Annotated in this window: 21 protein-coding genes; 10 read left to right on the top strand and 11 right to left on the bottom strand. The window is 66.9% G+C overall.

The genetic code is table 11. From position 1 onward, the window contains the following. Positions 1 to 49: 49 nt before the first annotated feature. The 3 genes from P7B02_RS00365 to P7B02_RS00355 form a co-directional block, all read right to left on the bottom strand. Positions 50 to 451, bottom strand: a complete 402-nt coding sequence (locus P7B02_RS00365) for an MAPEG family protein (RefSeq protein ID WP_277784314.1) — start codon at positions 449 to 451, stop codon at positions 50 to 52. A gap of 65 nt (positions 452 to 516) precedes the next feature. Continuing rightward, positions 517 to 2328, bottom strand: a complete 1812-nt coding sequence (locus P7B02_RS00360; protein ID WP_277784313.1) for a M14 family metallopeptidase — start codon at positions 2326 to 2328, stop codon at positions 517 to 519. Positions 2329 to 2507: 179 nt separating this feature from the next. After that, positions 2508 to 4046 (bottom strand): UbiD family decarboxylase, encoded by a 1539-nt coding sequence (locus P7B02_RS00355; protein WP_277784312.1) that lies wholly within the window; start codon positions 4044 to 4046, stop codon positions 2508 to 2510. Between the two features lie 127 nt (positions 4047 to 4173). Here P7B02_RS00355 and P7B02_RS00350 point away from each other — a divergent pair, with 127 nt between their 5' ends. Beyond that, positions 4174 to 4479, top strand: a complete 306-nt coding sequence (locus P7B02_RS00350) for a FeoA family protein (RefSeq protein ID WP_277784311.1) — start codon at positions 4174 to 4176, stop codon at positions 4477 to 4479. Between the two features lie 3 nt (positions 4480 to 4482). Continuing rightward, positions 4483 to 6354: a ferrous iron transporter B gene (gene feoB / locus P7B02_RS00345; protein ID WP_277784310.1), complete on the top strand. Its 1872-nt coding sequence runs from the start codon at positions 4483 to 4485 to the stop codon at positions 6352 to 6354. A gap of 19 nt (positions 6355 to 6373) precedes the next feature. Here the strand turns inward: feoB and P7B02_RS00340 are convergent, their stop codons facing one another. Together P7B02_RS00340 and P7B02_RS00335 are read right to left on the bottom strand one after the other, a co-directional pair. Beyond that, complete coding sequence (locus P7B02_RS00340; RefSeq protein WP_277784309.1) at positions 6374 to 7252, bottom strand: 3-hydroxybutyryl-CoA dehydrogenase; 879 nt, start codon at positions 7250 to 7252, stop codon at positions 6374 to 6376. A 117-nt stretch (positions 7253 to 7369) separates the two neighbouring features. Beyond that, complete coding sequence (locus P7B02_RS00335) at positions 7370 to 8248, bottom strand: LysR substrate-binding domain-containing protein (RefSeq protein WP_277784308.1); 879 nt, start codon at positions 8246 to 8248, stop codon at positions 7370 to 7372. Positions 8249 to 8411: 163 nt separating this feature from the next. On the opposite strand from P7B02_RS00335, the gene P7B02_RS00330 reads away from it, so the two are divergent. From P7B02_RS00330 to P7B02_RS00315, 4 genes are all read left to right on the top strand, one after another. Beyond that, entirely contained in the window at positions 8412 to 8759 is a 348-nt protein-coding gene (locus P7B02_RS00330) for an ArsR/SmtB family transcription factor (RefSeq protein WP_277784307.1), read from the top strand. After that, the gene (locus P7B02_RS00325) at positions 8756 to 9229 is read left to right on the top strand and encodes an SRPBCC family protein (RefSeq protein ID WP_277784306.1); all 474 of its coding nucleotides are present in this window, start codon (positions 8756 to 8758) and stop codon (positions 9227 to 9229) included. The genes P7B02_RS00330 and P7B02_RS00325 overlap by 4 nt, the downstream gene beginning before the upstream one ends. Next, complete coding sequence (locus P7B02_RS00320; protein ID WP_277784305.1) at positions 9226 to 9879, top strand: glutathione S-transferase family protein; 654 nt, start codon at positions 9226 to 9228, stop codon at positions 9877 to 9879. The genes P7B02_RS00325 and P7B02_RS00320 overlap by 4 nt, the downstream gene beginning before the upstream one ends. A gap of 143 nt (positions 9880 to 10022) precedes the next feature. Beyond that, a complete protein-coding gene (locus P7B02_RS00315; RefSeq protein WP_277784304.1) occupies positions 10023 to 10154 on the top strand; it encodes a hypothetical protein in 132 nt (43 codons plus the stop codon). Between the two features lie 293 nt (positions 10155 to 10447). On the opposite strand, the gene P7B02_RS00310 is transcribed toward P7B02_RS00315, so the two are convergent. The 3 genes from P7B02_RS00310 to P7B02_RS00300 form a co-directional block, all read right to left on the bottom strand. Beyond that, positions 10448 to 10996, bottom strand: coding sequence for a hypothetical protein (locus P7B02_RS00310; protein ID WP_277784303.1), 549 nt, complete (start codon positions 10994 to 10996; stop codon positions 10448 to 10450). Positions 10997 to 11104: 108 nt separating this feature from the next. Beyond that, positions 11105 to 12049: an electron transfer flavoprotein subunit alpha/FixB family protein gene (locus P7B02_RS00305; protein ID WP_277784302.1), complete on the bottom strand. Its 945-nt coding sequence runs from the start codon at positions 12047 to 12049 to the stop codon at positions 11105 to 11107. Then, complete coding sequence (locus tag P7B02_RS00300; protein ID WP_277784301.1) at positions 12049 to 12798, bottom strand: electron transfer flavoprotein subunit beta/FixA family protein; 750 nt, start codon at positions 12796 to 12798, stop codon at positions 12049 to 12051. Before P7B02_RS00300 ends, P7B02_RS00305 begins: the two co-directional genes overlap by 1 nt. A gap of 177 nt (positions 12799 to 12975) precedes the next feature. Here P7B02_RS00300 and P7B02_RS00295 point away from each other — a divergent pair, with 177 nt between their 5' ends. Further along, positions 12976 to 13293 (top strand): hypothetical protein, encoded by a 318-nt coding sequence (locus tag P7B02_RS00295; protein ID WP_277784300.1) that lies wholly within the window; start codon positions 12976 to 12978, stop codon positions 13291 to 13293. 4 nt (positions 13294 to 13297) lie between these two features. On the opposite strand, the gene P7B02_RS00290 is transcribed toward P7B02_RS00295, so the two are convergent. Then, a complete protein-coding gene (locus P7B02_RS00290; protein ID WP_277784299.1) occupies positions 13298 to 13876 on the bottom strand; it encodes a cob(I)yrinic acid a,c-diamide adenosyltransferase in 579 nt (192 codons plus the stop codon). 2 nt (positions 13877 to 13878) lie between these two features. Next, positions 13879 to 14076, bottom strand: coding sequence for a twin transmembrane helix small protein (locus P7B02_RS00285; protein WP_277784298.1), 198 nt, complete (start codon positions 14074 to 14076; stop codon positions 13879 to 13881). A 217-nt stretch (positions 14077 to 14293) separates the two neighbouring features. Here P7B02_RS00285 and P7B02_RS00280 point away from each other — a divergent pair, with 217 nt between their 5' ends. The 3 genes from P7B02_RS00280 to P7B02_RS00270 are packed head-to-tail and all read left to right on the top strand — an operon-like array spanning position 14294 to position 16913. Next, the gene (locus P7B02_RS00280) at positions 14294 to 14944 is read left to right on the top strand and encodes a TetR/AcrR family transcriptional regulator (RefSeq protein ID WP_277784297.1); all 651 of its coding nucleotides are present in this window, start codon (positions 14294 to 14296) and stop codon (positions 14942 to 14944) included. 5 nt (positions 14945 to 14949) lie between these two features. Further along, positions 14950 to 15570 (top strand): TetR/AcrR family transcriptional regulator, encoded by a 621-nt coding sequence (locus P7B02_RS00275; RefSeq protein ID WP_277784296.1) that lies wholly within the window; start codon positions 14950 to 14952, stop codon positions 15568 to 15570. A gap of 56 nt (positions 15571 to 15626) precedes the next feature. Next, a complete protein-coding gene (locus P7B02_RS00270) occupies positions 15627 to 16913 on the top strand; it encodes an IS1182 family transposase (protein ID WP_277784295.1) in 1287 nt (428 codons plus the stop codon). A 75-nt stretch (positions 16914 to 16988) separates the two neighbouring features. Here the strand turns inward: P7B02_RS00270 and P7B02_RS00265 are convergent, their stop codons facing one another. Next, positions 16989 to 18692, bottom strand: coding sequence for an acyl-CoA dehydrogenase family protein (locus P7B02_RS00265; RefSeq protein WP_431355788.1), 1704 nt, complete (start codon positions 18690 to 18692; stop codon positions 16989 to 16991). Positions 18693 to 18726 lie beyond the last annotated feature (34 nt).

Below are 18726 nucleotides of genomic sequence, written 5' to 3'. Positions count from 1 at the left end.
GCCGCCATATGGGGCGCCGCACCCTTGCGGGGCAAGCGCCCAGCCCGCGTCAGACGATCGCGTAGATCAGCAGGACGGCGGCGATGAACACGAAGGCGATCCAGCTGACCAGCATGCCCACGGCGCGCGGCAGAGACGCTCCGCCGCTGTTGGACAGGCCGATGGCGTGGACCAGGCGTCCGACGAACAGCAGCAGGCCGCCCAGATGGATGGCGAGGGGCAGGGCGCCGAGCTGGGCCAGCAGCACCAGGCCGATCAGGCCGATGGGGGCGTACTCAGTAGCGTTGCCAAAGGCTCGGATGGCCTGGGCCAGGTCCGGATGCCCGCCGTCGCCCAGGGCGACCTTGTGACGGCGTCGCAGACGCACCACCCGAACCGAAAGCACCAGCAAAAGCAGGATGTGCAGGCCCACCCACAGCGCCGCCGCGGGTCCTGAAGTCAAACTGTTCAACGCGAAGTTCCTCTACGCCCCGTGCTCAATAGGCGCCGCTTTGTGCACGCCCGCAAGTTTCGGGGTTACTGCACCTGCCGCCCGACGGGGTAGAGCAGGTGCCGCTCGTCGTAATAGGGGGTGCGGGCGTAGAACCAGGCCAGGCGGGCGTTCTGGTTCTTGGCGAACGCGGGATCGGTCGCCAGCTTGGCCTCGAATTCGGCCTTCAGCTTCGGATCGGCGGCCAGCATGCGTTCGGCCAGCGGCGCGATGGCGTAGCCCTCGATGTACTCCACCCGCTGCAGGATTTCGGGGAAGAAGCCCCAGGCGAAGAAGCTCTCCTCGCTCTCGGGCTCCAGCAGCAGGACGGCCAGTTCGCCCAGCGGCTGGTCGACGGGCACGCGGACCGATCCGGCGGGGAAGGTGACGGTGCGGGCCTCGTGCGCCGCCTTGCCGGCCGTGATCTGGATATGGCCTTCGTTGCCGCGCGGGATGACCTTAGCGTCGGGCAGGCGCAGCATGTCCACCGCCACGGCCTGGGGCGCGGTCAGGGGCTCCACGCGGATGCCGTGGACCTTCAGGCGTTCGATGATCTCCGGCTTGGTGGCCGGGACGTAATAGGCGACGGGCGGCTTGATCTTCAGGCTGGGCTGGGCGGCGTAAAGCGTCTCGATCCACGGCTTCGGATCGGCCTTGCCCAGCCAGCGCACCTCCGTCCCGCCCGAAGCGGGGCTCTGATAGGTCTCGTACTGGATGCCCAGGAACGGACGCTGGCCCACCGGCTTGTCGGAAGCCTCGTAGTTCATCGCCACGTCGGTCGGCCGGAGCTGACGGTCAGCGGCGGCCGCCGCCTTCGCCGCAGCGCCGTCACGGGCCACGACCTTCAGGCTCTCCTCAAGCAGCACATAGGTGCCCAGCACGCGCTGGCGGTACGGCTTCAGGGAGTGGTTCTCGACCAGCACGGTCGGCGTGTGGCGGGCGTCGCCGTAGCCGGTGGAGAAGCGCAGGCCGGACGGATCGACCGTCAGGCCGTCCTTCGGATTGCGGTCGTCCTTGGCGAAGATCAGCTCGCCCGGGATATGGCCGGCGGCCTTCAGCGCCTTTTCGGTGGCGGGCAGGAAGCTCTTGTCCAGCCAGTCGCTGATGGCCGGCGACCGGTGGAAGGAGCGGCCCAGATAGCCTTCCCAGCCGTAGGTGATGTCGTACTGGTAGTCGACGCCGTCCGTCACATGGATGTCCATGTAGAGGGCCGGGTCGTACTTGTTGATCAGGCCCAGCATGGCCCGCATCTCCGGCGCGTCGAGCTTGCCGTAGTCGCGGTTCAGATTGAGGTTCTGGCCCGTGTGACGCCAGCCCTGGATCACCGGGCCGCGCTGGTTGGGGCGGTTGAAGCGCCCGGCCCGCTCATGCCCGTCGACGCTGAAGATCGGTACGAAGACGAAGTTCACGCCATCCAGCAGGTTCGATTTCCCGCGCAGGGCGATGTCGCGCAGCAGCATCAGGCCGGCGTCCTTGCCGTCGATCTCGCCCGGGTGGATGCCGGCCTGGGCCAGGAACACCGGCTTGGTGGGATCGAGTGTCGCGCCGTCCTTGCTGGCGACGACCACCAGCATGTCGCGGCCCTCGGGCGACTTGCCGAACACCTCCAGCTTAAGCAGGCCGTTCGACGCGGCGACCAGGCGCTCCAGATAAGCCCGGGTGTCGGCATAGCTGGGGCTGTCGGTCAGGCCCGTCTTCTCCGACGGCGTGATCCACGGGTCGTTCGGCTTGGCGACCAGCTTCTCGCTCGCGCCCTTCCAGGCCGGAGCCGGCGGCAGGATTTCGCTGTCCCAAGGGGCCGCCAGGGCGGTGGTGGAGAGGAGGCTAGTGAAGAGAAGGGTGACGCCGAGCCTGTTCATTTTTCTTCCGCTCTCCCCCGCGCGGGCGGGGGTCCATTCTGATGGTCCGCTTGGGTTCCCGCCTTCGCGGGAATGAGCGGCTGTCTGTTTGCGTCCTTCGACACGTCTCCTCAGGATGACGAAATCAGCAAGCCTTGGTCATGCTGAGCGGACGCGAAGCGTCCAGTCGAAGCACGTACCTATTTCTTCGGTTTCCAGATGGGAGCGCCGCCGCCGGGCAGGCCAAGGCGCGACCACTTCTCGCTGACCGAGTCGATGACGTCCTGGTCCATGCGGATCTCCTCGCCCCATTCGCGATGGGTCTCGGGCTCCCACTTGTCGGTGGCGTCCAGGCCGATCTTCGAGCCCAGCCCGCTCTGGGGGCTGGCGAAGTCGAGGTAGTCGATGGGGGTGTCCTCGATCACCGTGATGTCCCGCGCCGGGTCCATCTTGGTGCTGACCGCCCACATGACGTCCTTCCAGTCGCGGGCGTTGATGTCGTCGTCCACGACGATCACCCACTTGGTGTACATGAACTGGCGCAGATAGCTCCACACGGCCAGCATCACGCGCTTGGCGTGGCCGGGATAGGCCTTCTTCATCGACACCACGGCGATGCGGTAGCTACACCCCTCGGGCGGCAGCCAGAAGTCGGTGATCTCCGGGAATTGCTGGCGGATCAGCGGGATGAACACCTCGTTCAGCGCCTCGCCCAGCACGCTCGGCTCGTCCGGCGGACGGCCGGTGAAGGTGGTCAGGTAGATCGGGTCCTTGCGCATGGTGATCGCCGTCACCTGGAAGACCGGGAACTTCTCGACGCTGTTGTAGTAGCCGGTGTGGTCGCCGTACGGCCCTTCGTCGGCGTACTCGTCCAGCAGGACGTGGCCTTCCAGCACGATCTCGGCCTGGGCCGGGACCATCAGGGGCACGGTCTTGGCCGGGACCAGCTCGGCCTTGGCGCCGCGCAGCAGCCCGGCGAACTGGTATTCGCTCAGGGTGTCCGGCACCGGGGTCACGGCGGCCAGGATGGTGCCCGGATCAGCGCCCAGGACCGCGCAGGCGGGCAAGGGCTCGCGGGCGCCAGTCTTCTTGTGGCGAGCGTAGTGCTGGGCGCCGCCGCGGTGGGCCAGCCAGCGCATGATGCACTTGTCCTTGCCCAGGACCTGCATCCGGTAGATGCCCAGGTTGAAGTCGTCCTCGCGCTCCTTGCCCGGTCCCTTGGTCACCACCAGCGGCCAGGTGATCAGCGGCGCGGGCTCGCCCGGCCAGCAGGTCTGGATCGGCAACTTGCTGAGGTCGATCTGGTCGCCGGTCAGGACGACCTCCTGCACCGGGGCCTTCTTCACCACGGCGGGGCGCATGCTCATGACCGTCTTGGCCAGGGGCAGCATGTCGAAGGCGTCCTTCAGACCCTTGGGCGGCTGCGGCTGGCGCAGGAAGGCCAGCAGTTCGCCGACCTCGCGCAGCTCGCCGGCGGTGGTGCGGCTTTCACCGCCCAGGGTCACGCCCATGGCCACCCGCGCCACCGTGCCGAACAGGTTGGCCAGGGCCGGCATCTCGGATTTCGTGCCGTCGGCCTTGATGACGTTCTCGAACAGCACGGCGGGGCCGCCGGTCGCCAGCAGGCGGGTCTGGATCTCGGTCATTTCGAGGACCGACGATACGGGCTCGGAGACGCGGACCAGTTCGCCCTTCGCCTCGAGCATGGCCATGAATTCGCGGAGGGATCGGTAGGCCATGAAAACTTCCGTGCAGACTGCGCCGCCCCGCTTTAGCGGTCAGGCGGAAGGACGCAAAGCCCAACCGTCGCATCGACACGGTGGAGCTGGACTGATAATCGTTCGCAACATTTTTGCAGGAGCCGACATGCACGACAGCACCCTGGCGGAGCAGATGCGGACGGGCGACGTGCGCGCCCTCAGCACGGCGCATCCCGGCGACCGCGGCGTCATCGTCCATGTGGGCGATCACAGCAAGCATGGCGTCCTGGGGGCCGAAGAGCTGGAGCGCCGCCTGCTGGAGCTCGGCTTTGTCGAAGGCGCGGATATCGAGCTGCTGCACGAAGGCATGATCGGCGGCGACCCCATCGCCGTGCGCGTTGACGGCATGCGCGTCGCCCTTCGCCGCAAGGAAGCGGCCGCCATCAATGTTCGTTTTGAGTCCGGGAACTGAGTTTTGACTGACGTGACGCTTTCCCCGCTGCGCGCCGCGCTGGTGGGCAATCCAAACTCCGGCAAGACCGCCCTGTTCAACGCCCTGACCGGCGCCCGGCAGAAGGTGGCCAACTATGCCGGCGTCACCGTCGAGCGGAAGGAAGGTCACCTGACCACGCCGGCCGGCCGCACGCTTTCGGTCCTCGACCTGCCCGGCACCTACTCCCTGCGCGCCCGCAGCCCGGATGAAGTGGTGACCCGCGACGCGGTGCTCGGCCGCCTGGAGGGCGAGACGCCGCCCGACGTGGTGGTCTGCGTGGCCGACGCCACCAACCTGCGCCTGATCCTGCGCCTGGTGCTGGAGCTGAAGCAGGTGGGCCGGCCGTTCGTCCTGGCGCTCAACATGTTCGACATCGCCCAGCGCCAGGGCCTGCAGATCGACATCGAGCGCCTGTCCAAGGAGATCGGCGCGCCGATCGTCACCACGGTCGCCACCCGCAAGCGCGGTCTGGAGGACCTGCTGAAGCAGGTCGACGCCGTGGCCGACACGGTCAAGCCGCACGACAACGTCTGGCACGAGCCGACCGCCGCCGAGCTGCGCAACGCCCACGCCGAGGCGCGCCGCATCGTGAAGGCCTGCGTGAAGCCGGCCGAGCGTCCCGACACCATCACCGGCCGCATCGACGGCGTCCTGCTGCATCCGGTGGCGGGCATCGCCCTCCTGCTGGGCCTGTTGTTCGTCATGTTCCAGGCGGTGTTCACCTGGGCAGGACCGGCCATGGACGGCATCGAGGCGGGGTTCGCCGCCCTGAGCGAGCTGATCAAAGGCGTGCTGCCGGACGGTCTGTTGCAGAGCCTGCTGGTCGACGGCCTGATCGGCGGGGTGGGCAGCGTGGTGGTGTTCCTGCCGCAGATCCTGATCCTGTTCTTCTTCATCATCATGCTGGAGGACAGCGGGTACATGGCCCGCGCGGCCTTTCTGATGGACAAGATCATGGGCGGCGCCGGCCTGCATGGGCGGGCCTTCATCCCGCTGCTGTCCAGCTTCGCCTGCGCGATCCCGGGGATCATGTCCACGCGGGTGATCGACAACAAGCAGGACCGCCTGACCACCATCCTGGTGGCGCCGCTGATGACTTGCTCGGCGCGGATTCCGGTCTACACCCTGATCATCGCCGCCTTCATTCCCAACACCACGGTGTGGGGCTTCGTCAGCCTGCAAGGGCTGGTGATGTTCGGCCTCTACGCCTCCGGCATCATCAGCGCCCTGCTGGTCTCCTTCGTCATCCGCCGCATCTTCTGGCGGGGTTCGGTGGAGCCTTTCATGATGGAGCTGCCGACCTACAAGACGCCCGACATCAAGAACGTGCTGATGAACCTGTGGATCAGGGCGCGCATCTTCATGAGCCGGGCGGGCCGCATCATCCTGCCGCTGATGATCATCGTCTGGGTGCTGTCGACCTTCCCCTATCCGCCGGAAGGCGCGACCGAGCCGGCCATCGACTACAGCTTCGCCGGCATGATCGGGCACTTCATCCAGCCGGTCATGCAGCCCATCGGCTTCAACTGGCAGATGTCCATCGCCCTGATCCCGGGCATGGCCGCCCGCGAAGTCGCGGTGGCGGTGCTGGGCACGGTCTATGCGGTCAGCGAGGCGGACGGCGCCACGGACGCCCTGGCCTCGACCCTGTCCAGCCACTGGTCGATCGCCACGGCCCTGGCCTTCCTGGCCTGGTACGTGTTCGCGCCCCAGTGCGCCCCGACCCTGGGCGTGGTGAAGCGCGAGACCAACGGCTGGCTGTGGCCGTCGGTCATGTTCTTCTACATGGTGGGGCTGGCCTACCTGGCGGCGTTCGTGACGTTCCGCGTGGCGAGCGCGTTCGGGCTGGGGTGACCCAGCCCGCTACGGCGGCTTAGCGCGTGGGAACCGGTGTCTCGCCGCGGTAGTCGTAGAAGCCGCGGCCGCTCTTGCGGCCCAGCCATCCGGCCTCGACGTACTTCACCAGCAGCGGGCAGGGACGGTACTTGCTGTCCGCCAGGCCCTCATAGAGCACGTTCATGATCGACAGGACGGTGTCCAGGCCGATGAAGTCGCCCAGTTCGAGCGGGCCCATCGGATGGTTGGCGCCCAGCTTCATGGCCGTGTCGATGGCGTCAACGGTGCCGACGCCTTCGTACAGGGTGTAGATCGCCTCGTTGATCATCGGGACCAGCACGCGGTTCACGATGAAGGCCGGGAAGTCCTCGGCGTTCGAGGTGGTCTTGCCCAGGGACTGGGCGAAGGCGACAGCCGTCTCGTAGGTCGGAACGTCCGTGGCGATGCCGCGGATGATCTCCACCAGCTTCATGATCGGCACGGGATTCATGAAGTGCAGGCCGATGAACCGTTCCGGCCGGTCGGTGACCGAGGCCAGGCGGGTGATCGAGATCGACGAGGTGTTCGACGCCAGCAGGGTGTCGGGACCCAGGTGCGGCACCAGGCTGCGGAAGATCGACTTCTTGATCTCTTCGTTTTCGGTGGCCGCCTCGATGGCGATGTCTGCGCCGCCGACCGCGGCGACGTCCTCGGCCGGCTTGATGCGGGCCAGGGCGGACTTCATGGCGGCGTCGTCGATGATTCCGCGGCCGACCTGACGCGCCAGGTTCTTCTCGATCAGGGCGACGCCCGCGTCGATCCGTTCCTTCGAAAGATCGTGCAGCAGCACATCATAGCCAGCCAGCGCGACCACATGCGCGATGCCGGCGCCCATCTGACCAGCGCCGATGACGCCTACCGACTTGATATCAACCATACCCCAAGCCTTGGCTTGAACGCTCCGGCGGCGCCGCAGCTGAAAAAACAAGCGCGGTATGTAGCACGAACGACCGTATGATCGACAAGCGATTGCTGCGGCGCAGCGAAGCGGCGCCTAGAAGGCGGCTGCGGAGTCGGCCAGAATCCAGTCCCGCAGGGCTTCGATGCGCGCCAGCTTGTGGCTGTCGGCCCGCCAGACGAAGTGGTGGGCGGTGGGAATGTCCACCTCGCCTGCGAAGGGGCGGACCAGGGTTCCGGCCGCCAGTTCGTCCTTGGCGAAGCCGATCCTGCCCAGCGCCACCCCCACCCCTTGAACCGCGGCGTCCAGCATGAACGAGGTGTCGTCGAACCGCAGTCCGCGCAGGGCGGCGGGCGGGGTCGGCAGGCCCTGGGCTTCGAACCACATCCGCCACGGAATGCCCGTGTGGCGCAGCAGCGGCACGTTCGCCAGGTCCTCCGGCTTCTCCAGCGGGTGCCGCTCCAGGAAGGCGGGGCTGCATACGGGGGCCAGGCTGTCGGCGAAGATTCGGCGGCTCTCCAGGCCCGTCCACGGGCCGATGCCGAAGCGGATGGCCACATCCACGCCGTCGCTGCGCAGATTGGCGAGCCCGTCGTCGGTCCGCACCTCCAACGCCGGCTCGATCTTCGAGATGGCCCCCATGCGCGGCGCCAGCCAGCGGCGGGCGAAGGACGACCCGATCGAGATCACCAGCGGGCAGAGCGAGGCCTGGAAGCGCGCGTCCTCCATGGCGTTGGTCAGCTCAGTCACCGACTTCGCCACCACCTTGGCCAGATCCTCAGCCGCGGGAGTGGGGTGCATGTCGTTGCCGGAGCGCAGGAACAGGGTCTGGCCCAGTTCGTCCTCAAGCCGGCGAATCTGCTGGCTGACAGCCCCGTGGGTGACGTTCAGCTCCCGCGCCGCGCGGCTGTAGCTGCGATGACGGACGGCGGCCTCGAGCGCGCGCAGACTGTTATACGGAACATGGGTCGCCATGCGGCCAAGATAGGTCTCCGCCAGCGAAGTCCAACGGCTTTCAACGCCTTGCAGCGCAACAAAGCGCTGCTGTGGGACTGATCGGACACAGAGAGGGGGCGGTCTGTCTCCACCTGTCCTGGCGGCGCTTGACTCTTCTCCGGCCGCATGAACACTTAAGTGAATGCTACAGTATCAAGCCGCGCCGCTCGACCTCGCCTTCCACGCCCTGTCCGATCCCGGACGCCGGGCGATGGTGGAGCGCCTGAGCTTTGGCCCCGCCTCGGTCAGCGAGCTGGCCAAGCCCCTGCCCATGACCCTGTCGGCGGTCACCCAGCACCTGAAGGTTCTGGAAGAGGCCGGGCTGGTGAAGAGCGAGAAGGTGGGCCGCGTGCGCACCTGCACCCTGGACGTCGGCGTCATGACCCAGGTCGAGCGCTGGATCGCCGAGCGCAAGCGCTTCTGGGAGCAGCAATACGATCAATTGGAGGCCTATCTGGCCCAAACCGCCCCTCAGGAGGGGGATCAATGAGCATCACCAACGCCATGTTCACGATCGAACGGGTGCTGAAGGCCTCACCCGCGCGGGTCTTCGCGGCCTATTCCAGCCTTGAGGCCAAGAGCGCCTGGTTCAAGACGCCGTCGGACATCGAAACCCTGAACCGCGACTTCGACTTCCGCGTCGGCGGCGTGGAGCGGTTCCGCGCCCGCTGGCCCAGCGGCATGGTGAGCGACTTCCAGGCCACCTATCACGACATCGTCGAGAATGAGCGGATCATCCTCGTCTACGACCTCTTCCATAACGACGATAAGCTATCGGTCTCCCTGATGACGCTGGAGTTCCGGGCCGAGGGCGACACCACCCGGCTGATCCACACCGAACAGGGCAGCTACTTCAGCGGCGGCGGCGAGGCGGTGAAGGGCCGGGAGCACGGCACGACCTGGCACGTGGAGAACCTTGTCGCCCTGATCGAGGGGCGAGAGGCTCCGGCCTTCGCATGACCATCGAACTCTTCGCTCACCCCTTCTCGTCCTACTGCCAGAAGGCGCTCATCGCGTTCTACGAGAATGACATCCCCTTCACCTATCGGATGCTGGAGGACGAAGGCGTCGGCGAGGAGCTGGCGTCCCTGTGGCCGATGAAGCGCTTCCCCATCCTGCGCGACAACGGCCGCGTGGTGATGGAGGCGTCCATCATCATCGAGCACTTGCAAGCCCATCACGCGGGGCCGGTGAAGCTGATCCCCCAAGACCCCGACCTCGCTCTTGAGGTGCGGATGCTCGACCGCTTCTTCGACAACTACGTCATGACACCCCAGGGCAAGTTTGTGTACGACGCCCTGCGCCCGGCCGAGAGCCGTGATCCCTATGGCGTCGACGAAGCGCGCAAGATGCTCGACACCAGCTATGCCTGGCTGGATCAGCGCATGCAGGGACGCACCTGGGCGGTGGGCGAGGCCTTCACCCTGGCGGACTGCGCCGCGGCGCCTTCGCTGTTCTACGCCGACTGGACCTACGAGATCCCCGAGCGCTACGCCGATCTGCTGGCCTATCGCGCGCGCCTGCTGCAACGCCCGTCCTTCGCTCGCGCGGTCGATGACGCACGGCGCTTCCGCTATTACTTCCCGCTGGGGGCGCCGGATCGGGACTAGGCCGCGGATTATCCCGCCATATAGTTGTTAGTTCGCCTCACATCTCCATCGAAAACCTATCGTTGGTCAACGAACCCCATGCGGAGGCATGTTCGGGTCACGGCGCGCCGCTGACCCACGTTCTTTCCATAGGTGATGGTGTGATGAAGATCCTGCTGATCGCGGGCGTGAGCACGCTCGTCCTGACTCTTAGCGCCCATGGCGTCCTGCCCAATCCCGTCCACAAGGACGAGTTGCGCTGGACCGAGGGGCTAGTCCTTGAAAGCCCCCGCTGACGATCAAAAGAAAGGCCCGGAGAACGCCTCCGGGTCTTTTCTCTTTGGTGCGACTGCTTCGGCTATCCCCTCGCACCTCTGAGGGCGGGTGACTGCTGCCTTTCCCAAACTCCGTCACCCTAGGCCTTGTGCCTAGGGCCCAGAAACGGCGGAGCTTTGTGGCGAGGGTCCCTGCATCCGCTTGCTCAGAGCCAGCCGCCCGCCAACGCCCTGGCCGCTGAACCAGGGACCCAAGGCACAGGGCCTGGGGAGGCGACAATGAGCGGACTTCGGAGCTTGTCTCCGGCCTGGCCTTAGACGTCCTTCTTCCACCAGGCGGCGTCCTCGCCGGACTGATAGGTCTTGGCGTAGGCGCCGACCTCGCGGCGGGGGGCGAGGGCGCGGGCGGTGACCTCGTCCTCGTACTGTTCCTGGGTCTGGGCGGTGGCCGCCATCTCGACCTTGGCGCCGTAGGCCGTGGCGATCTTGTCGGCGCGGTGGGCGGCCAGTTCGGGGCCCAGCAGGCCGCGCTCGTCCGGACCGCCGAGGGTGAGGGCCGAGCCGCGCGAAGTGACCGCGCCGCTGTTGGCGATTTCGGCGATCACCTCCGCGCCGGCGCGGACCGTGGCGTAGAGCGTCTCGGCCGGCGCGGCGTCGTCATAGGCCTTGGTGGCGGCCAGGCCGCGTTGCTGCTGGCGGGCCAGCTGCTCCGGCGTGGCGGTTTCCGACGGCAGCGGCGCGCGAGCGGTGGTCTCGGGCGCTGGAGTGCTGACGGCAGGCCTGCCGCGCGCCGCAGCGTCGCCGTCCGGCCGACCGGTCGGCTGGCGCAGGAAGGACGCGTTATTGAGCGGCGTAAGGGCCATTAACCATTTGTGCGGGTGTTCGCCCGAGTCGGCAAGCAGGCCGGGCGCGCATGCAAAAAGGCCCGGAAGTCGCCTTCCGGGCCTTAGGTCTCCAGCGGTGGAGAAGTCTTACTTGCCGGCGGCCTTGAGGGCCTCGGTCAGTTCCGGAATGGCGGTCTTGTAGTCCGCCACCAGGCCATAGTCGGCGACCTGGAAGATCGGGGCGTCGGCATCCTTGTTGATGGCGACGATGACCTTGGAGTCCTTCATGCCGGCCAGATGCTGGATGGCGCCCGAGATGCCGACGGCGATGTACAGCGACGGGGCGACGACCTTGCCGGTCTGGCCGACCTGGTAGTCGTTCGGGGCGTAGCCGGCGTCCACGGCGGCGCGCGAGGCGCCGACGGCGGCGCCCAGCAGATCGGCCAGGGGCTCGATCACGCGCTGGAACTCTTCAGCCGAACCCATGGCGCGGCCGCCCGAGACGACGATCTTGGCGGCGCCGAGTTCCGGGCGGTCCGACTTGACCATCTCTTCCGAGACGAAGCGGGTGTGGGCCGGAGCGCCGGCGGCGCCGGCCTTCTCGACCGAGGCCGAACCGCCTTCGGCCGCGGCCTTGAAGACGGTGGGACGAACGGTGGCGACCACCTTGGCGTCGCTGGTCTGGACGGTCTCCAGGGCGTTGCCGGCGTAGATCGGGCGCACGAAGGTCTTGGCGTCGACCACTTCGATGATGTCGCTGATCAGCGAGACGTCAAGCTTGGCGGCGATGCGCGGCGCGACGTTCTTGCCCTGCGAGGTCGAGGGGATCAGCACGGCGTCGTAGCCGGCGGCCAGCGGAACGACCGTGGCTTCGAACGCCTCGGCCAGGCCTTGGCCCAGGGCGTCGCTGTCGGCGGTCAGCACCTTGCGCACGCCGGCGATGCCGGCCGCGGCCTTGGCCGCCGAGTCCACGCCCTTGCCGGCGACGAGGATGTCGATGTCGCCGCCGAAGCCCTGGGCGGCGGTGACGGTCTTGTTTGTGGTGTCGCGCACCACGCCTTCGTGGTGATCGGCGATGACGAGAACGGCCATTAGAGCACCCCCGCTTCGTTCTTCAGCTTCATCACGAGGTCGGCCGCGGTCTCGACCTTGATGCCGGCGGAGCGCTTCGGCGGTTCGGTGACCTTCAGGACCTTGAGGCGAGGCGCGACGTCGACGCCGTAGTCGGCGGGCGACTTGGTGTCGATCGGCTTCTTCTTGGCCTTCATGATGTTAGGCAAGCTGGCGTAGCGCGGCTCATTGAGGCGCAGGTCGGCGGTGATCACCGCCGGCAGGTCCACGTCCAGGGTCTGCAGGCCGCCGTCGACCTCGCGGGTGACCTTGGCGGACTTGCCCGACAGCTCGACCTTCGAGGCGAAGGTGGCCTGCGGCCAGTCGAGCAGGGCGGCCAGCATCTGGCCCACGGCGTTGTTGTCGCCGTCGATGGCCTGCTTGCCCATGATGATGAAGCCAGGGCTTTCCTCGCCCACGACGGCCTTCAGCAGTTTGGCCACCGCCAGGGGCTCGGGATCGGCGTCGGTCTGGATCAGGATGCCGCGGTCGGCGCCCATGGCCAGAGCGGTGCGGATCGTCTCCTGGGCCTGCGCCGGGCCGATGGAGACCACGACGATCTCTTCAACGGCGCCCTTTTCCTTCAGGCGGACGGCTTCCTCGACCCCGATCTCGTCGAACGGGTTCATGGACATCTTCACGTTGGCGAGATCAACGCCGGTCTGATCGGGTTTGACCCGCGCCTTGACGTTGTAGTCGATCACCCGTTTGACCGGGACCAGCACCTTCATAGGGTTCAGCCTCTTTGTCTGACTTACTAAGCGTTCCTGCGTCTCTTTCGGAATTAAAGCCTCCGGCGCGCATTGCAAGCTTCCGTTAGCGTCAACGTCAGGTTTGTGGCGAAAGACCGGCGTCCGCGGCGCTTCGCCCCTAGAAAAGCGCGTTCCGGCCGACTAAAGGCGAGCCCCATGAACCGGTTCCTCACCCGCCTGAAGATCATCTTTCTGGTCATCTTCGCCGTCAGCTGCGCCGCCGTGCTGGTCTACCACGTCTTCTGGGTGTGGCCGGGCAAGCGCTGTGAGCTGAAGGGCAACTGGTGGGATCCGGCGACGCGCACCTGCGCCGTGCCCGTGCCGCTCTACATGATCACCGGCCGGCCCAATAAGCCATTCCAGGCTGAAGACCCGAACACGACCGAAAAGGTCGCGCCGCAGTCGATCCCGGACGCCCCCGCCGAGCCGGCCCCGGCCGAGGAAGCCGCCCCGGCGGCCCCGCCGAAGAAGTAAGCGCCTAACGCGTCGCGCCCGGCCGCCAGAGCACGTCGCCCGCGCCCTTGTCGTTGGCGTGGCGCGAGGCCACGAACAGCAGGTCCGACAGGCGGTTCAGGTATTTCAGCGCCGGTTCGCCGACGATCTCGCCCGGCTCGGCCATCAGGGCCACGCACAGGCGCTCCGCCCGCCGGCAGACCGTGCGGGCCTGGTGCAGATAGGCCGCCGTGGCCGTGCCGCCCGGCAGGACGAAGGAGTTGAGCGGCGACAGCGCCGCGTTCAGTTCGTCGATCTCGCCTTCCAGCCGCGTGACCTGGCTATCGAGAATGCGCAGCGGCTCCCAGTCCGGCTTGCCGTGCTGTTCCGGGGTGGCGAGGTCGGCCCCCAGATCGAAGAGCTCGTTCTGGATGCGGCCCAGGATCGGATCGAGCACGGCGTCGTCCGCCGTGTGCAGCCGCACGAGTCCAAGGCAGGCGTTGGTCTCGTCCACCGCGCCATAGGCCTCGACCCGCAAGGAGGCCTTGCTGACCGGCGCGCCGGTGGACAGGCGCGTCATGCCCTTGTCGCCGGTGCGCGTATAGATGCGGTTGAGCGTGACCACGCCTAGCGGCTCTTGATCCAGACCGCCGCCAGCACGACGCCGACGGCGACCGCCTGCAGGACCACCCGAAGCTGCATCAGCTTGTTGGAGCGGGCGGACGATCCAGCCCCGCCGCGCGCCAGGGTGTAGAGGCCGATGCCGAGCACGCCGAGCACGGAAAGCAGGGCGATCGGAACGAGGATGAGGAAAAGCGTGTCCATTGCGTCATGGTACTGCCACGGCCCTCGCCGCGCCACGAGCATGCCTCTTCAAATTTCAGAGAACATGTTCAACGAAATTTGCAAAAATTGCTGTTAGGTGTTAGTTCTTGGCTTGGCTGTGGGGCTGAACGGGTCGGGTGTAACCGGCCGCCAAGGATTAAAGCAGAGATATGAACCGTCATAAGGACGCGACCCGCTTCGCGCTCGTCTTCACCTCATGAGCTACGAACCCCTCACCATCGAGGCCGAGTCCGAAGCTCCTCCGGTCAAGGTCAACCGCCGCACGATCGCCAAGCAGCGCACGCGCGAGAAAGTCCTGGAAGCCGCCCGCACGCTGTTCATTCAGCGCGGCTATGAAGGCGCCACCATCCGTGACATCGCCCAGGCTGCCGGCATGTCGACTGGCGCCGTGTTCGCGAACTTCGCGGACAAGAGCGAGCTGTTCGACGCCATCATCAAGGGCGACCTGGAGGAACTCCACGAGCAGATGTCCGCCGCCGCTTCCGACGCCAAGGGTGTCGAGCAGGTGCTGCTGGGCATGTTCGGCGCGGGCTACAGCCTCTATCTGAAGCAGCTGCCGATGGTTCAGGCCGTGATCTCCGCGTCCTGGACCCGCGACGCCAACAACGAAAACGAGCATCGCGCGGCCCTGAAGCCGCTCCTGGCTCTGGTCGAAGCGGCGCTGAAGCGCGGCGTGGCCGACGGCGAGATCGCCAAGACGGTCGATCTGGGCCTGCTGCTGGACACCGTGTGGGACCTGTATCTGGTCAACTACCGCCGCGCCGTGTTCGACGAACTGGGCGTTGAGCAGCTGACGGCTCGTCTGTCGTCGCAGCTGTCGATGCTTCTGCGGGGCGCTCGGCCCTAAGTCCGATGGATCAGCCCCTGGGCATCCGTAAGGCGCAGAAGCTGGCCACGCGCCAGAAGGTCCTTAAGGCCGCTCGCGAGCTGTTCGCGGAGATCGGTTATGAGGACGCCACCATCCGCGTCATCGCCGAAAGGGCGGGCGTGTCGATCGGTGGCGTCTTCACCACCTTCGCCTCCAAGGCCGAAGTGCTTCAGCACGTGGTCTATGACTGGGCGGAGGAGGGGCTCTACCAGGAGCTTGAACGCCGCATCCCCGAGCTCGAGGGCTCGACCGCCGACCGGCTGGTCGGGGTAATGCGCGTGATCTTCAGCTTCGACTCCCAGCGGCCGAAGGTGATGCTGGCCCATATCGGCCTCGCCTTCGATCCGTACCCCGCGCCGGGCGCGCGGCCTTTCGGGCATAACCAGCGCCTGCTCGGCCATATGCGCCAGGTGCTGCTGGACGGCATTACGCGGGGCGAGGTTTCGCCGGACGTCGATGTGGACCTGATTGTCGACACCGTGGCCGGGGCCTACGCCTGGAACTTCCGCATGGTCGCTCACGGCGCCGGCGAGGCCGAGATCATGGGCCTCTTCGCCCGTCAGGTCGAAATGATCGCCAGGGGCTTCGCCGCCAAGGCGAGCTAGGAGCCTGTCCACGTAATCGGCTCGACGGCGGGGATTTGGCCTGATTCACTCAGGCCATGAGCAAGACGTTTCGAGCGTGGGATGTGGACCAGACGTGGCTGCTGCCGCCGTCGATCCATGAGTTCGTGCCTGCCGATCACCTTTCGCACTTCGTGCGGGACACGGTGCGGGAAGGGCTGGATCTGTCGGCGATCCTGTCGACCTATTCGGAGGGTCGGGGCTACCCGCCGTTCCACCCCGGGATGATGACGGCTTTGCTGCTCTACGGGTACGCCCAAGGTGTCTACTCCTCGCGCAAGCTGGCCCGGGCCTGCGAGGAGCGGGTGGACTTCATGGCGGTCACCGGGATGAACCGCCCCGATTTTCGGACCATCAATCAGTTTCGCCTGCGCCACCTGAAGGCCCTGGAGGGTCTGTTCGTGCAGGTGCTGCAGCTTTGCCAGGCCGCGGGTCTGGTGGGGCTGGGCCACGTGGCGGCGGACGGGACCAAGCTGAAGGCCAACGCCTCACGCCACAAGGCGATGAGCTATGGGCGCATGAAGCAGACCGAGGTGGAGCTGCAGCGTCAGGTGGCCGAATGGATGCGCAAGGCCAGGGTCGCCGACGAGCTGGACGACGTGCGCCATGGGGCCGACCGGCGCGGCGACGAGACGCCGGCCTGGATGGCCGACAAGCAGCAGCGGCTGGAGCGCATCCTCAAGGCGCGCGCCGAGCTGGAGGCGGAGGCGGCCGAGCATCCGGATGACCGCGATCCGGACGGTCCGGGTCCGTCCTCTGGCATGCAGAACCGCGGCAGGCCCAGGCGCGCCAAGGACGGCGGCCCGCCGCCCAACGCCCAGCGCAACTTCACCGATCCCGACTGCCGCATACAGCCGACCAGGGACGGCTTCATCGCCGGCTACAACGGCCAGGTCATCGTCGCCCAGAGGCTGGCGACCAATCCGGCCGATTATGGCGCGCTCATTCCCCTGGTGGATCAGGCCCGCAGCAATCTGGGCCGCAAGCTCAAGCTCGTCTCAGCCGACAGCGGCTTCGCCAACGAGGCCAATCTGGCCGCCCTCGAGGAGCGGCGCATCCGCGCCTACCTGGCGCCGAACCGCAAAACCAGGCGCGACTTCAAGACGTCTCCCCTGATGGCGGCCATGGCCGACAAGCTTCGACGCGCCGGACGCGCCTCGCCTTACCGATTGCGAAAGCAGGTCGTCGAACCGGTCTTCGGCCATATCAAGCACGCCAGAGGGTTCAGGCAGTTCCTGCTTCGGGGCTTCCAAAAGGCCAAGGCCGAGTGGAGCCTCATCTGCACCGCCCACAACCTGCTCAAACTGGCCAGGGCAGCGGGCTGAGGCCCCCATTCGCCTGCATCAACCTTCCCGCCTCAGTCCAACTTCAATCGTCAAAACGATTACGTGGACAGGCTCCTAGTCCTCCAGCATACGGCGGGCGATGACCTGGGCCTGAATCTCCCCGGCCCCCTCGAAAATGTTCAGGATGCGCGCGTCGGCCAGCAGGCGGCTGGCGGCGTATTCCACGGCGAAGCCGTTGCCGCCGTGGATCTGCAGGGCGTTGTCCGCCGCCGCCCAGGCCATGCGCGCGGCGATCAGCTTGGCCATGCCGGCCTCCAGGTCGCAGCGCTCGCCGTCGTCCTTCCGCCGGGCGGCGAAATAGGTCAGCTGCCGCACGCCCATGATCTCCGCGGCCATCATGGCCAGCTTGTTGTGGACGCGGGGAAATTCGAAGATCGCCTTGCCGAACTGCTTGCGGTCCAGGGCGTAGGACAGGCCGGTCTCCATGGCCGACTGCGCCACGCCGATGGCGCGGGCGGCGGTCTGGATGCGGGCGCTCTCGAAGGTGGCCATGAGTTGCTTGAAGCCCTGGCCCTCGACCCCGCCCAGCAGGTTCTCGGCCGGGACGGTGAAGCCGTCGAAGCCGATCTCGTACTCCTTCATCCCGCGATAGCCGATGACGCCGATCTCCCCGCCGGTCATGCCTGGGGTAGGGAAGGCTTCGTCCTCGTCGCCGCGCATCTTCGGCGCCAGCAGCATGGACAGGCCGCGATAGTCGGTGGTGTTCGGATCAGTGCGGACCAGCAGGGTCATCATGTCGGCGCGGGCCGCATGGGTGATCCAGGTCTTGTTCCCGGTCACCACGTACTGGCCGCCCTCCAGCGTGGCGCGCGTGCGCAGCGAGCCGAGATCGGAGCCGGTGTTCGGCTCGGTGAAGACGGCGGTGGGCAGGATTTCCGCCGAGGCGATCACCGGCAGCCAGTCGTTCTTCTGCTCCTCGGTGCCGCCGGTCAGGATCAGCTCGGCGGCAATCTCCGATCGGGTGCCGAGGGAGCCGACGCCGATCCAGCCGCGAGACAGCTCTTCCGACACCACGCACATGGCGGTCTTGCCGAGGCCGGAGCCGCCGTACTCCTCGGGAATGGTCAGGCCGAAGACGCCGAGTTGGCCCAGCTCCTCCAGCAGCTCCAGGGGGATCAGCTCGTCCTTCAGATGCCACTCGTGAGCGTGGGGAACGACCTTCTCCTGGGCGAAGGCGTGGAACTGGTCCCGGATCATTTCGAAGGTTTCGTCGAGTCCGGTGTTCTCCAGGGTGGCGCGGCCGCGCGCCTCGGCCAGCCGGCGGGCCAGACGGGTCTTCACGCCCTGGCCGCCGCCTTGGGAGAGCAAGACGGTCAGGGCGGGGGTGAACAGGTGCTCCACCGCATCGTCGCCGACGCCGAGGTCAGAGGGCCGGATGATCTCCCCCTGGTTCATCGGAATGCCGCCGACCAACTGGCTGGCGTACTCGGCGAACAAAAGCTGGGCGAGAAGAGACTCGATCTCGCCGAAGCGGCCCTCGTCGTCGAGGTTGGCGGCCCACTCGGCCACCTGGGTCATGAGCTCCGCATAGGCGGCGTACCAGCCGAAGCCGTGGACGGCGTGCTGCTCGTCGTCCGCCAGCTTGCGGTCGATCTTGCCGTTTACGCTGATGCGGGCCTTCACGGCGGGTTTGGCGGCGCGGACGAAAGCCTTCGCGCCTTCCGCCGCCTCGCGAAGCAGATCGGTCAATCCAGCCAGGATCAGGGCTTCCGCCAAGGTCTCTCTCCCCTGCGTCTTCTCGTTGTTGGCGGAAACTATAGGCCCACCTCGCACCTGCGAACAGTGCGGTGCA

Origin of the sequence: Caulobacter segnis, from assembly GCF_029543125.1 — a bacterium.
In the GTDB taxonomy this organism is placed as follows: domain Bacteria; phylum Pseudomonadota; class Alphaproteobacteria; order Caulobacterales; family Caulobacteraceae; genus Caulobacter; species Caulobacter segnis_D.
This window is presented reverse-complemented; position numbering and strand designations above follow the sequence as displayed.

What these genes read in the sequence shown, in the direction of transcription:
- P7B02_RS00360 (WP_277784313.1), bottom strand. Translation starts at nt 2,328, where the DNA reads ATGAACAGGCTCGGCGTCACCCTTCTCTTCACTAGCCTCCTCTCCACC.
- P7B02_RS00355 (WP_277784312.1), bottom strand. Translation starts at nt 4,046, where the DNA reads ATGGCCTACCGATCCCTCCGCGAATTCATGGCCATGCTCGAGGCGAAG.
- P7B02_RS00350 (WP_277784311.1), top strand. Translation starts at nt 4,174, where the DNA reads ATGCACGACAGCACCCTGGCGGAGCAGATGCGGACGGGCGACGTGCGC.
- P7B02_RS00340 (WP_277784309.1), bottom strand. Translation starts at nt 7,252, where the DNA reads ATGGTTGATATCAAGTCGGTAGGCGTCATCGGCGCTGGTCAGATGGGC.
- P7B02_RS00335 (WP_277784308.1), bottom strand. Translation starts at nt 8,248, where the DNA reads ATGGCGACCCATGTTCCGTATAACAGTCTGCGCGCGCTCGAGGCCGCC.
- P7B02_RS00330 (WP_277784307.1), top strand. Translation starts at nt 8,412, where the DNA reads ATGCTACAGTATCAAGCCGCGCCGCTCGACCTCGCCTTCCACGCCCTG.
- P7B02_RS00325 (WP_277784306.1), top strand. Translation starts at nt 8,756, where the DNA reads ATGAGCATCACCAACGCCATGTTCACGATCGAACGGGTGCTGAAGGCC.
- P7B02_RS00320 (WP_277784305.1), top strand. Translation starts at nt 9,226, where the DNA reads ATGACCATCGAACTCTTCGCTCACCCCTTCTCGTCCTACTGCCAGAAG.
- P7B02_RS00315 (WP_277784304.1), top strand. Translation starts at nt 10,023, where the DNA reads ATGAAGATCCTGCTGATCGCGGGCGTGAGCACGCTCGTCCTGACTCTT.
- P7B02_RS00310 (WP_277784303.1), bottom strand. Translation starts at nt 10,996, where the DNA reads ATGGCCCTTACGCCGCTCAATAACGCGTCCTTCCTGCGCCAGCCGACC.
- P7B02_RS00305 (WP_277784302.1), bottom strand. Translation starts at nt 12,049, where the DNA reads ATGGCCGTTCTCGTCATCGCCGATCACCACGAAGGCGTGGTGCGCGAC.
- P7B02_RS00300 (WP_277784301.1), bottom strand. Translation starts at nt 12,798, where the DNA reads ATGAAGGTGCTGGTCCCGGTCAAACGGGTGATCGACTACAACGTCAAG.
- P7B02_RS00295 (WP_277784300.1), top strand. Translation starts at nt 12,976, where the DNA reads ATGAACCGGTTCCTCACCCGCCTGAAGATCATCTTTCTGGTCATCTTC.
- P7B02_RS00285 (WP_277784298.1), bottom strand. Translation starts at nt 14,076, where the DNA reads ATGGACACGCTTTTCCTCATCCTCGTTCCGATCGCCCTGCTTTCCGTG.
- P7B02_RS00280 (WP_277784297.1), top strand. Translation starts at nt 14,294, where the DNA reads ATGAGCTACGAACCCCTCACCATCGAGGCCGAGTCCGAAGCTCCTCCG.
- P7B02_RS00275 (WP_277784296.1), top strand. Translation starts at nt 14,950, where the DNA reads ATGGATCAGCCCCTGGGCATCCGTAAGGCGCAGAAGCTGGCCACGCGC.
- P7B02_RS00270 (WP_277784295.1), top strand. Translation starts at nt 15,627, where the DNA reads ATGAGCAAGACGTTTCGAGCGTGGGATGTGGACCAGACGTGGCTGCTG.